Below are 12,187 nucleotides of genomic sequence, written 5' to 3'. Positions count from 1 at the left end.
CTCCCGCAGACCTTCCTCCGGGAGCCCTGTCGTCGGTGGGTGTCGGCGGCGTGCGCCCGATCGTCGGCTCGTCGGCCCCCAGCGGCGTCTCGCGACGTTTCTCCCCGAAAGACTTCACACGACGGCGAGCGATCCTATAGGATCGATGGCAACGAGACGTCACGAGGAAAGAGGACAAGGATGTTCACAGCGGAGAACTGGCCCATCGGAGCCAACATGCTGTCGTTCGGCAGCACCACGCCGGACGGCACCCCCACCCTGGAGGCCTCCTCCTCCGTCTGGGCCTCCCAGCTGCGTCAGGTCAAGGCGCTCGGCGTCGACCAGATCGACCCCACCGACGCCTGGCTGCCGCTCGCGAAGCTCTCCGACGAGCGCGTCGAGGAGTTCCGCAGCGTGCTCGACGGGGAAGGTATGACCCTCTCCTCGATCTCCATGACCCGCAACTCGGTCGTGGACGTGAAGAACGGCGAGCAGAACGTGGCCGACGCGCTGCGCTTCATCGACCTCGCCCCCAGCTTCGGCGTGAGCGTGGTCAACACCGGCTTCATGCAGGCCACCACCGAGGCCCAGCAGAAGGCCATCTGGTTCTGGCTGGCCGACGGCCACGTCGACGACCCGGCGCTGCGCGACCTCGCCATCGAGCGGATCCGCACCCTCGGCGACGCCGCCCGCGACCAGGGCATCGAGGTCAGCCTCGAGATGTACGAGGACACCTACGTCGGCACTGCCGATGAGGCCGTCGCCTTCGTCAAGGACGTGGGCCACGAGTCCGTGGGCCTGAACCCGGACATCGGCAACCTCGTGCGCCTGCACCGCGAGGTCGAGCCGTGGGCCGACATGTTCGAGAAGGTGCTGCCGCACTCGAACTTCTGGCACATCAAGAACTACACGCGGGATCTCGATCCGGCCACCGGCGCGTACTCCTCGGCCCCGATGCCGCTGAAGTACGGCTACATCAACTACCGCCAGGTGATCCTCCGTGCCCTCGAGCTCGGCTACTCCGGCCCGTTCTGCTGCGAGCACTACGGCTCCGACTCCCTCGGCGTCATCGCCGAGAACGTGCAGTACATCCGTCAGGTGCTGGCCTCGGCCCTCGCCTGATCACCGCTCCACCGTCACACCGCTTCACTGCAATACCGCTCCACCACCTCACCCCGAGTTCGAAGGAGAACCCGCATGTCCCTCGAGATCACCCGCATCCAGCCCTTCCCCGATGAGCGCACCGCGATCGTCACCGGCGCCGGCGCCGAGCGCGGCATCGGCCGCAAGGTCGCCCGCAAGCTCGTGGCCGATGGCTGGAGCGTCGTCGCCGCCGATATCGATGGTGCAGCCGTCGAGAAGTTCGCCGCGGACCTCGCCGCCGAGAGCGGCGCCACGGTCATCGGCGTCGGCGTCGACATCTCCGACCAGACCGCCGTGGACGCCGCCTTCGCGCGCATCGACGCCGAGATGCCCCCGGTCGCCGCCCTGGTGAACCTTGCCGGCATCCCCAGCCCCCATTCGATCTTCGAGATCACCTCGGACATCTGGGACAAGGTCATGAACGTCAACGGCAAGGGCACCCTGCTGATGATCCAGGCCGCGGCGAAGCGCATGATCGACGGCGGCTTCGGCGGCCGCATCGTGAACACCGCGTCCATCACGGCGCTGGACGGCGGCGGCACCTTCTCCAAGACCGGCTACGCCGCTGCGAAGGCCGCCGTGCAGGGCCTCACGCGCGGCGCGGCCCGCGAGCTGGGCCAGTACGGCATCACCGCCAACGTGATCCTGCCCGGCCCGATCGACACCGACATCATGGGCGGCACGCTCACGGACGACCGCAAGGCCGGCATGAGCGAGAACATCCCGCTGCAGCGCGTGGGCCAGCCCGAGGAGGTCGCCGGCCTGATCGCGTTCCTGGTCAGCGAGGACTCCAGCTTCGTCAGCGGCACGTCGATCAACGTCGACGGCGGCAAGCACATGCACTGAGGGACCCGTCGGCCCCGGGGCGACCACCCCGGGGCCGCACCTCGTGCACCGTCGCACAGCAGGACAGCAGGACAGCAAGACAGCAGGACAGCAGGACAGCAGGACCAGCCATTCCGACTCGAAGGAGAGACCCCTTGGCCGACTCGACACTTTCCGGTGCCCTCGAATTCGCGAAGATGCTCGCCGCGGGCGGCTTCCGCCTGGACCCGATGGAATCCGCCCCCTCCATCGAGGACATCCGGCAGCTCGCGAAGAAGCGCCTCCCCACTATGGCCTTCGACATCGTCGACGGGGCCTCCAACCACGAGATCACCCTCGACGCGAACACCCGCGACCTGCGCGATGTGCGCTTCCGCCCGCGCTGGCTGACCGACATCTCCACGATCGACATCCGCACCTCCGTCGACGGCATGGACCTGCAGCGTCCCTATGTGCTCGGGCCGCTGGGCCTGCAGCGCATGATCGGCGGTGAGGGCGAGCTGGGTGCGGTGCGCGCGGCCGGGAAGGCGAACATCCCCTTCACCATCTCCACCGCCTCGAACTGGGCGATGGAGGAGCTCGCGGACGAGGCCACCGGCCCGCTGTGGTACCAGCTGTACATGTACAAGAGCCCCAAGATCGTCTCGAACCTGATCTCCCGGGCGAAGGCCATCGGCGCCGAGGCGCTCGTGGTCACCGTCGACGTGCCGCTGAACGGCAAGCGCTACCGCGACCACCGCAACGGCATGTCGATCCCCCCGAAGATCACCCCGCGCAACGCCGTGCAGGCGGTGCGCTACCTCAACTGGACCCGCGCGATCATGAAGCCCCCGACGATCGGCTTCCGCAACCTCGCCGGCGAGATCCAGGGCGACAACGCCGTCTCCCACCAGGAGTTCGTGAAGCGCTACCTCACGAACCTCACCCTGACCTGGGCAGACATCGAGGATGTGCGGCGTCAGTGGGACGGCCCGGTGTACATCAAGGGCATCCTCACCCCCGAGGACGCCCAGCGCGCCCGGAACGTCGGCGCGCAGGGCATCTACGTCTCCAACCATGGCGGCCGCCAGCTCGACTCGACGCCCAGCACCATCAGCGTGCTGCCCTCGATCGTGGACGCCGTGGGCGAGGACATGACCGTCGTGTTCGACTCCGGCGTGCGCACCGGTGACGACATCGCCAAGGCCCTCGCCGTGGGCGCGGACCTGGTCTCCATCGGCCGGGCCTGGGGCTACGGCAACGCCGCGGGCGGCGAGAAGGGCGTGCTGCGCGTGCTCGACATCCTCGACGAGGAGCTCGAGCTCGCCATGGGTCAGCTCGGCGCCACCAGCATCGGTGCGCTGGATCGTGGCTTCGTGGACTACCCCGAGGCCTGGCACGGCGCCGGCCTGCACCGCGAGCCGGAATCCGGCACGACGGCCGACGGGAACGCCCGATGAGCGCCCCCTGGAAGCTCGCCGTCACCGCGGACTACTCCGAGGCGGACGGGTCCACCATCTACGGTGACATCGGCCTGGGCACGCTCGCCGAGCAGGGCATCGAATGGTCCCGGGTCGAGGTTCCGATCAGCCCCGGGGCGCTCGAGGGCTTCGACGCCGTGCTGCTGCTCAGCGGCACCCCCTTTGGCGCCGCGCAGCTCGAGGGCGTCACCACGCTCACGCACGTGGCCCGCTTCGGCGCCGGCTTCGACTCCGTGGACCTGGAGGCCTGCGACGCCGCCGGGATCACCGTCACCAACGCCCCCACCGGGCTGCGGGTGCCGATGGCCCACACCGCCTTGACCTTCCTGTTCGCCCTCGCCCACAACCTGCTGCCCAAGGACCGACTGGTCCGCGAGGCCGACTGGGACCGCAAGGCCGAGTACCGGGGCCCCGGCCTGGCCACCGCGACCATCGGCATGATCGGCCTAGGAGGGATCGGCCAGGAGACGGTGCGTCAGCTGCGCGCCCTGGACCTCGAGGTCATCGCCTGGAACCGGTCGCCCCGCCCGGAGTTCTGCGCCGAGATCGGCGTGGAGCAGCTCGAGCTCGACGAGGTGATCGCGCGCAGCGACTACCTCATCGTCACGGTCGCCGCGAACTCCCAGACCCGCCACCTCATCGGCGCCCCGGAGCTGGCCCGGATGAAGGACTCCGCGTTCCTCATCAACATCGCCCGCGGCGCCGTGGTCGACGAGCCGGCCCTGATCACCGCACTGCAGGACGGCACGATCGCGGGGGCCGGGCTCGACGTCTTCGAGGTCGAACCGCTCCCGGCCAGCAGCCCCCTGCTCGCGCTGGAGAACGTGGTGCTCGCCCCGCACTCGCTGTGCTGGACGAAGGACTTCGCCGAGAACACCGGCGCCGAGGTGCTCGGCGAGGTCACCGCCGTCGCAAGCGGCCGGGCCCCGCGCAACGTCGTGAACGCCCCGCAGGCGTCGGCCGACGGGTCGAGCGGGGCAACCGGGACGACCTCTTCGAGCGGGGCCGACGGGGCACCGGCGTCGGCCGCCGGAACGCGCGGATGACCGAGCGCTCCGCGGCCGACGAGGCCCGCATCGTCGGCCTGACCACTGTCGTCACCGGCGCTGCGTCCGCGCGCGGCATCGGACGCGGCGTGGCGCTGACCCTCGCCCGGCAGGGCCGTCCGCTCGCCCTGCTCGACCTCGACGAGGCCGGGCTCGTCAGCGCGGCCGACGAGGCGCGCGCGGCGGGCTCGCCCTACGTCGTCACGGCGAGGGTCGACATCGCCGACCAGGTCTCGGTCGACGCCGCGATCACCGCCGTCGAGCAGGACCCCGGCGCCCCGGCGATCGGCGCGCTCGTGTGCAGCGCGGGCATCGCGAACCCCACCCCGTTCCTCGAGATGACCAGCGAGAACTTCCTGCGCACCCTCTCGATCAACACCCTGGGCACCTTCCACCTCGCCCAGCGCGTGCTGCCCGCGATGCTCGCGCAGGGCCTGGGCAGGATCGTCGCCATGAGCTCGACCGCCGCGCAGGACGGCGGCGGGAACTTCTCGACCTCCGCCTATGCAGCCTCCAAGGCGGGCGTCGAGGGCCTGATCCGGGGCCTCGCGAAGGAGGTCGCCGGCACCGGCGTCACCACCGCCGCGATCGCCCCGGCCAACATCGACACCGACATCATGGGCGGACCCCTCGAGGGGGAGCGCCGCGAGCAGTTCGTGGCCCGCACCCCCGTGGGCCGGCTGGGCACCACCGAGGAGCTCGGCGAGCTGGTCGCCTTCCTCGTGGGCCCGCACGGCGGCTTCACCACAGGAGCGACCTACAACCTCAACGGCGGCCTGCGCGTCGGCTGACCCGGGCCCTGAGCCCTGAGACCCGCGACCTGAGACCTGCGACCTGCGACCTGCGATTTCTGGCTGCCGGCCGGATGCAGGCGGTCGAGACTGCACCACGTGTCGTTGAGAACCCTCTCACCGACACGTGGTGCAGTCTCGACTGTGGAAGTGGCCTTGTCGGACTGGTCCCGCCGACCCCAGCGCCCCGGGTGCTCAGTCGCGCACCAACCCCGTCAGCCGGCCACCAACCCCGTCACCCGGCCACCAGCCCTGGCAGCCAGGTGCTCAGCAGCGGGAAGAAGGTGATGACCAGGAGCACGGCGAGCATCGGGACGAAGAAGGGCAGGACGCCCTTGATCACCCGGGTCACCGGAACCTTCGTCACCGAGGAGAGCACGAACAGGACCAGCCCCACGGGCGGGGTGAGCAGGCCGATCATCAGGTTGAAGATCATCATGACGGCGAAGTGCACCGGGTCGATGCCGTAGACATCGGCGATCGGGGCCAGCACGGGCACCAGGATGAGGATCGCGGCCGTCGGCTCCAGGACTGCGCCGACGATCAGCAGCAGGATGTTGATCAGGAGCAGGAACACCAGCGGACGATCCGTGATCTGCAGGATCATCTCCGTCATCACTTGCGGGGCCTGCTCGCGGGCCAGCACCCAGCCGAACAGCGATGCGCTGGTGACGATGACCAGCACGCTGCCGGTCGTCTCCACCGTGGAGGCGGCGATCCGGCCCAGGGACTTCCCGTTCAGGGTGCGGTAGCACAGGGCGAGGATGGCCACGTAGGCCACGCCCAGGGCGGAGGCCTCGGTGGGCGTGACGATCCCCGACAGGATCCCGCCGAGGATGATCACGGCGGCGCCCGCGACGGGCAGGGCCTTCACGACGTCCTTGACCCGCTTGGCCGCCGGGGGCTTCTCCAGGCGGAGGTCATCGCGCTTGCGGGTCTGGATCCAGACCATGACGCACAGGGCCGCGACCAGCACCAGCGCCGGGACGATCCCGGCCATGAAGAGGGAGCTCACCGAGAGGCCGGCGGTCACGGCGTAGATGATCGCTGGGATCGAGGGCGGGATCATCGGGGCGATCAGCGAGGCGGCGCCGGTGATGCCGAGCGCGAAGCCCTCGGGATAGCCGCGCTTCGTCATCGCCGGCACCTGGATGCGACCCATGGCGGCGGCGTCGGAGATCGCCGCGCCGCTCATCCAGGAGAACCCGAAGGACGTGGCGATGTTGACGTAGCCGAGCGAGCCGCGCACGTGGCCGATCGCGCTGGTCGCGGCGTCGAACAGACGGTCCGTCGCGCCGGAGACGTTGGCCAGGTTGCCCAGCAGGATGAACATCGGCACGGCGAGGATCGCGAAGTCGAAGACGCCTGAGGCGGTCTGCTGCGCGGCCAGGGCCGCCGTGGCGGTGTCGTCGATGATGATGTAGACGATCGACGGGATGAGCAGGGCGATCCACACGGGGACGCGCAGGGCGAGCAGCACGAGCAGGGCTGCGAACATGATCAGCAGAACCATGGGGTCACAGACCTTCCATCGATGCGGCCTTCTCGACCGCGTCCGGGACTTCGGCAGGATGGCGCAGGTACATGACGATGTTCAGGGCGGTGTGCCCGAGGATCATCAGGTAGCCCACGAACACGGCGCCGTACAGCAGGGGCATGGGCAGGGAGGTCGCGGTCATCCGCAGGGGGCCCGTCAGCAGCATGAGGGAGATGGCGGCCCACACCATGTAGGCCGACGCCGCCACGACCGTGAGCATCGAGAAGATCTGCGTGGCGGTCGCGAGCTTCCGGGGCAGGTACACCGCGAGGATGTCCACTGCGATGTGCGCGTTGCGGGAGGCGACGAATCCGGCCCCGACGAAGGTCAGCCACACCACCAGCAGGCGGGCCACCTCCTCGCTCCACGGCAGGGGCATGTTCAGCACGTAGCGCGTGAACACCTGGAAGATGATGATCGCGAAGACGGCGATCAGCAGGGCTCCGGCGACGAACCGCTCGGCGTCCACGAACAGGGCGTAGGGCTTCCACTTCCGTTCGTAGTAGTCACGCTCGATGTAGGTGTCCAGGTCAGGGACCTGGCCGTCGTGCTCGCCCTCGATGGGCCGGGGTGACTGCATGCTCATCGGACGGACTCCTGGATCTCGAGGTAGAGGTCGCCCCACGGCACCTTGGAGGGGAACTCCTCGGCGATGAGGCTCTGGAAGGCCGCGACGTCGACGTCGTCGTTGATCGTGATCGTGCCGTCGTCCTCCCACGTCTGGAGGGTCTCCTGCTCGGCCTCGACGATGCAGTCCCGCGTGGCGATGCGGGCCTTCTCCATCGCGTCCTTGAACCCGGCCTTCTCGTCGGCCGTCAGCGACTCCACGAACTTCTCGGAGGAGACGATGTTGACCGCCTGCACCATGTGCCCGGTGAGGTTGAGGTAGTCCTGGACCTCGTAGAACTTCTGGACGTCGATCGTGGGGATCGGGTTCTCCTGGGCGTCGATCGCGCCCTGCTGGAGCCCGAGGTAGGCCTCAGAGAGCGCCATCGGCGTGGCGCTGCCGTGCATGATCGCGAAGCTCGTGATGTACAGCGGCGCATCGGGGGTGCGGATCTTCAGCCCGGCGAGGTCGTCCGGCTCGGTGATCTCGACGTTGGAGGTGATGTGGCGGGTGCCGTAGTACCAGGTGGAGTTCACGCGCAGACCGGTCTCCGCGGCCATCTCGTCGTACACCTCGGCCATGATCGGACCGTTGGTCGCCTCGTCGAACTGGTCGACGTCGGTGAACAGGAACGGGGCGTCGAGCACTGCTGCGTCGGGATACCAGACCCCCAGGAAGGAGGGGCCGACGACGCCCAGCTCGAGGCCGCCGGTGGCGATCTGCTCGGTGGTCTCGCCCTCTCCGCCGATCTGGCCCGAGGGGTAGGTCTCCACGGTGAAGCCGTCGTCGGCGAGCTCGGTGCGCAGCGTCGCGGCGCCGCAGGACTCGACGGGGTGGGCGGGGTCGTACTGGTGGGCGAAGCGGATGACCCGGGAATCCGGGTCCACGGTGGCCTTCTCGATCTGGCTGGTGTCGACGGGCTCCCACAGCCCGCACCCGGCGAGGGCGAGGGCGGTGAGGGCGGAGGCGAGGATGGCGGCCGGTCGGCGGCCGCGACGGCTCGGGGTCATCGCGGGCTCTTCTCTGCGAGGGGGGACGGGAACGGGAGGTCGTGCTGGTCGGCGAGGTGCCGGAGCTGCTCGAGGGTCGACGGTGCGACCTCGACGGTCTCCGCGTTCTCGACGAGACGGGTGTGCTCGAGATCCCCGGGGGCGAGCACCGGGGAGTCGGGATGGGAGGACCGGACCTCGTCCTGGAGCTCGGCGACCCGTGCCCGGATCGCCTCGGCATCGCCGAAGGCGGTGAGGTCGAGGGCGATCAGGACGTGTCCGGTGTTCATTCGGGAGGACTGGTCCTGCCAGATGTCGACGGTCTGGAAGGCGAAGGATGCGCTGGTGAGAGCAGCGGAGAGGCCTTCGAGCAGCACCGAAATGCCCGACCCCTTGTGGCCCCCGAAGGGGAGCAGAGCGCCCCCGTCCAGCACGGCGGCGGGATCCGTGGTGGGCCGTGCGGCCGCATCGACACCCCAGTCGTCCGGGATGTCGGCGCCCTCGTTGCGGGCGGCGACGATCTTGCCGTACGCGCCGGCGGTGGTCGCGAGATCGGCGACCAGGGGGTGCGGTCCGGCCGACGGAAGAGCGACCGTGAGGGGGTTGGTCCCCAGCACGGGCCGGGACCCGCCGAAGGGGGCGGCGACAGGTCCGGTGGTGGAGGTGAGGATCGCGGCGATGCCCTGCTCGGCGAGCTGGTTCGTCCAGTACTGCCCGGCCCCGTAGTGGCTGGATCCCTGCACGGCGACGGTTGCGATGCCGTGGGTGCGTGCGGACTCCGCCACGAGGTCGACGGCGCGCTGCATGACGACCTGGCCGAAGGCGCAGGCTCCGTCGAGCACCGTGACCCCGCCGAACTGGCGCACGATCCGCGGTTCAGAGATCGGATCTATACCGCCTGCGGCGATGACCTCGAGATAGAGGGGCAGGCGGAGCAGTCCGTGGGAGTGGATCCCTGCGCGATCCGCTGCGAGCAGCGAGTCGGCGACCAGCCGAGCGGTGGACTTCATGGCTCCAGCCTGCTCGAGCAGTGAGGTGGCCAGCGCGCAGAGGGCATCTGCGGCGTAGCGTGGCGACGTCATCGTCACGGTCCTTTCTCTCCGGAGTCTCCGTAAACTATATAATCTACGGCACAAAAACAAGGAGCGCGACCCTCGAGACGTCGGAGGTCTCGGGCGAGCTCCGTGGCCTGCAGTTCAGGGGCCGGTGGCCCGAGGGTCCGCGGCCCGGGGGCGTGCGGTTCGGCGCCGTGTGGTGAGGAGCAGCCCCAGCGCGGCGACGGCCATCAGCACGCCCATCGAGGAGAGGGCGAGGCGGTAGTCGTCGAGGCTCGCGGCGCCGTCGGGCGCCAGCACGTCCAGCAGCACGCCGACCAGCAGCACCGAGAGCAGCGAGAACGAGTAGCCGCCGATGTTCACCATGCCCGTGGCGGTGCCGATCGCCCGGCGGGGGACGCCCGTGCGCGCGAGGTCGAAGCCGACGGAGCAGGTCGCGGAGCCGACGGCCAGGGCGATGATCAGCGGCATCAGCTGCCAGGGAGCGAGCTGGTCCGGAGCCAGCAGGGTGCCCACCCATGCCACGGAGAGGACGGCGCCGGCGATCCAGCCCAGCCGAGCGCGGTGGTGGGGGAAGCGGCCGGTGAACACCCCGATCAGAGGACCGATCCCCACCATGATCACCACGTTCACCGTGAGCAGCGTGCCCACCTCCGCAGGACTCAGTCCATGGCCGATGGTCAGGAAGGGCACGCCCCACAGGAACAGGAAGGCATTGACCGAGGCCAGCGTCAGCGCGTGCAGGAAGAAGCCCGACCATGCCGCGCGGGAGGTGAACACGTCCCGCAGCACCTGGGCCGGTCTGGCCGGCACCGGGGGAGCGGCGCCCGGCTCGCCCGGCGGCTCGTCGCGCACCACGGCGAGCACGAGCAGCACGCTCAGCAGCAGCAGGAAGGCCAGCGAGGACCACGCCGCGGTCCACCCGGCGCCCACCAGCAGTGCCAGGAAGGGGACTGCGGCGACAGCCTGCCCGAACTGACCGATCATCGTCGCGAGCTGCGTGAACAGCGGCACCTGCCCGGTGGGGAACCAGGTGGCGATCAGCCGCACCACGCTGATCAGGGTGGCGGCGTCCCCGATCCCCGTGAGAAGGCGCGCGACGAGCGCCGTGGGCACGTCGGTGGCGACGGCGAGCAGCACCTGCCCGGCAGCCATGGTCACGGCCCCGAGGACCATCATCCGCCGCGGCCCGATCCGATCCAGCAGCAGACCGGCCGGGATCTGGGCGGCCGCATAGGTGCCCAGCTGGACCACGCCGAACAGGCTCAGCACCGCCCCGTCGATCCCGAACCGCGCCGAGGCCTCGACGCTCGACACCCCGAAGGATGCTCGGCCGGAGACGGCGCACAGGTACGCGAACACCCCCACCGCCCAGACGAGATGGGCGCGGGTGAGTCGAGGGGCGGCGGGGGTGGTCACGGCAGCAGGGTCACCTCGATCCCGATCGGGTGGAGTCGACGTCGTCGGAATCGCGGCGGTGGGCCCTGTCGGAGCCCGGCTCGACGGACCTGCCGTCCGGCCCGTCGGCCCGGCGGCGTCCTCCGGCGCTGCGTGCGCTGGCACTGTGTGCGCCGACGTCCCGTACGCCGATGCCGCGCGCCCCGACCGCGAGGGGTTCGCCGCGGTCGTCGAGCCCGTCCTCGTCGGGATCGCTCAGGGTGCCGCTGCGCTTCAGGAACCACGCGGCGATGAGCGGTGCCGTGATCGCGGAGATCAGCACGGCCGTGGCGACCTGCACGGTGGCGACGTCCACGTACTGCTCGAAGCGTGGGTCGGCGGAGGCGATGATCGCCGGGGTGACGATCGAGTTCCCGGCGGTGGTGCCCGCGACGAAGCCGATGCCGGCGCGTTTCCCCCGGCGCAGCAGGAAGCGGTAGGCGAGGTAGGTGGTGCCGCCTGTGAAGGGGGTGACCAGCAGGCCCAGGACGATGCCGGTCATGCCGCCGGTGAGGATCGCGCTGATGTCGATGCCGGTGCCCAGGCCGAAGGCGAAGAAGGGGATCACGATGTTCGGGACCGGGCGCATGATCTCGGTCCAGCGGTGGTCGATGTTGCCCACGATGATGCCCAGGATCAGGGGGATGATCGCGGCGGCGAAGGCGTCCAGCGGGATCGAGCCGAGGCCGGCCGCGCCGATGAACAGCATGGTGAAGAAGGGGCCGTCGTTGACGGCGGAGGCGACATAGGCGCCACGGTCCGTCTTGGTGCCGTACTTGCCGGTGAAGGCGAGCCAGATGCCGCCGTTGGAGTTGTCGAAGGTCGCGAGCATCGCGAGGATCGAGATGCCCAGCAGGCCGTCGAGGCCCACCGTGAAGCCGAGGCCGACGACGAGCAGACCCGGCACGAGGGTCTTGCCCAGGATGATCGCGCCGGTGGTGCCGGCGACGGGGCCGATGCTGCGCGGGGTGATCTGCATGCCGGTCGCGAAGATGACCAGCGCCATCATCGGCATGGGCGTGGCGAACAGGGCGGTCGTGAAGCTGCCGAGCTCGAGGAAGGCCGGCGCGGTGGTGCCGACGATGGCGCCCAGGATCAGCGGGATGACCATCGTCCCGCCCGGGATCCTGTCCATCAGGCCGTAGAGCGGCGAGCGCAGCTGCTTGAGGTCTGCGGGAGGGGCGTCGTTCATGGGAACTCCTTGTCGCGTCGTTACGAGAAGGGGAGTGCCTCGCGGGCGTCCGGAAGGTCGGGTGGTGAGTCGGACGCGCCGGGTTCAGGTACCGGCGACGTGGCGGTCCCGAGGACGCGGCTGGAG

At 69.8% G+C, this 12,187-nt stretch carries 11 protein-coding genes; 5 read left to right on the top strand and 6 right to left on the bottom strand.

Features of this window, described 5'->3' with window-relative positions:
- The first annotated feature begins 180 nt into the window (after nt 1-180).
- The 5 genes from ACT3UL_RS07320 (at nt 181) to ACT3UL_RS07300 (ending at nt 5,244) form a co-directional block, all read left to right on the top strand.
- Nucleotides 181-1,101: a sugar phosphate isomerase/epimerase family protein gene (locus ACT3UL_RS07320; RefSeq protein WP_444577492.1), complete on the top strand. Its 921-nt coding sequence runs from the start codon at nt 181-183 to the stop codon at nt 1,099-1,101.
- Nucleotides 1,102-1,176: 75 nt separating this feature from the next.
- Nucleotides 1,177-1,968, top strand: coding sequence for an SDR family NAD(P)-dependent oxidoreductase (locus ACT3UL_RS07315; protein ID WP_444577491.1), 792 nt, complete (start codon nt 1,177-1,179; stop codon nt 1,966-1,968).
- A 134-nt stretch (nt 1,969-2,102) separates the two neighbouring features.
- The gene (locus ACT3UL_RS07310) at nt 2,103-3,386 is read left to right on the top strand and encodes an alpha-hydroxy acid oxidase (protein ID WP_444577490.1); all 1,284 of its coding nucleotides are present in this window, start codon (nt 2,103-2,105) and stop codon (nt 3,384-3,386) included.
- Nucleotides 3,383-4,453, top strand: a complete 1,071-nt coding sequence (locus ACT3UL_RS07305) for a 2-hydroxyacid dehydrogenase (protein WP_444577488.1) — start codon at nt 3,383-3,385, stop codon at nt 4,451-4,453. The genes ACT3UL_RS07310 and ACT3UL_RS07305 overlap by 4 nt, the downstream gene beginning before the upstream one ends.
- Complete coding sequence (locus ACT3UL_RS07300; protein WP_444577487.1) at nt 4,450-5,244, top strand: SDR family NAD(P)-dependent oxidoreductase; 795 nt, start codon at nt 4,450-4,452, stop codon at nt 5,242-5,244. Before ACT3UL_RS07305 ends, ACT3UL_RS07300 begins: the two co-directional genes overlap by 4 nt.
- A 235-nt stretch (nt 5,245-5,479) precedes the next feature.
- Here ACT3UL_RS07300 and ACT3UL_RS07295 read toward each other — a convergent pair whose 3' ends face one another.
- The 6 genes from ACT3UL_RS07295 to ACT3UL_RS07270 form a co-directional block, all read right to left on the bottom strand.
- The gene (locus ACT3UL_RS07295; protein ID WP_444577486.1) at nt 5,480-6,757 is read right to left on the bottom strand and encodes a TRAP transporter large permease; all 1,278 of its coding nucleotides are present in this window, start codon (nt 6,755-6,757) and stop codon (nt 5,480-5,482) included.
- 4 nt (nt 6,758-6,761) lie between these two features.
- Nucleotides 6,762-7,367 carry a TRAP transporter small permease gene (locus ACT3UL_RS07290; RefSeq protein WP_444577484.1) on the bottom strand — a complete coding sequence of 202 codons (606 nt, stop codon included), beginning with the start codon at nt 7,365-7,367 and terminating at the stop codon, nt 6,762-6,764.
- The gene (locus ACT3UL_RS07285; protein WP_444577483.1) at nt 7,364-8,398 is read right to left on the bottom strand and encodes a DctP family TRAP transporter solute-binding subunit; all 1,035 of its coding nucleotides are present in this window, start codon (nt 8,396-8,398) and stop codon (nt 7,364-7,366) included. The genes ACT3UL_RS07290 and ACT3UL_RS07285 overlap by 4 nt, the downstream gene beginning before the upstream one ends.
- Nucleotides 8,395-9,459: an Ldh family oxidoreductase gene (locus ACT3UL_RS07280; protein WP_444577481.1), complete on the bottom strand. Its 1,065-nt coding sequence runs from the start codon at nt 9,457-9,459 to the stop codon at nt 8,395-8,397. Before ACT3UL_RS07280 ends, ACT3UL_RS07285 begins: the two co-directional genes overlap by 4 nt.
- Before the next feature lie 114 nt (nt 9,460-9,573).
- A complete protein-coding gene (locus ACT3UL_RS07275) occupies nt 9,574-10,851 on the bottom strand; it encodes an MFS transporter (protein ID WP_444577480.1) in 1,278 nt (425 codons plus the stop codon).
- 10 nt (nt 10,852-10,861) lie between these two features.
- Nucleotides 10,862-12,061 carry a 2-keto-3-deoxygluconate permease gene (locus ACT3UL_RS07270; RefSeq protein ID WP_444577478.1) on the bottom strand — a complete coding sequence of 400 codons (1,200 nt, stop codon included), beginning with the start codon at nt 12,059-12,061 and terminating at the stop codon, nt 10,862-10,864.
- Nucleotides 12,062-12,187 lie beyond the last annotated feature (126 nt).

It is taken from the genome of Brachybacterium sp. 107, assembly GCF_052379725.1.
Lineage (GTDB): Bacteria > Actinomycetota > Actinomycetes > Actinomycetales > Dermabacteraceae > Brachybacterium.
The sequence above is the reverse complement of the archived record's forward strand: the minus strand, read 5'-3'. Positions and strand labels throughout refer to the sequence as shown.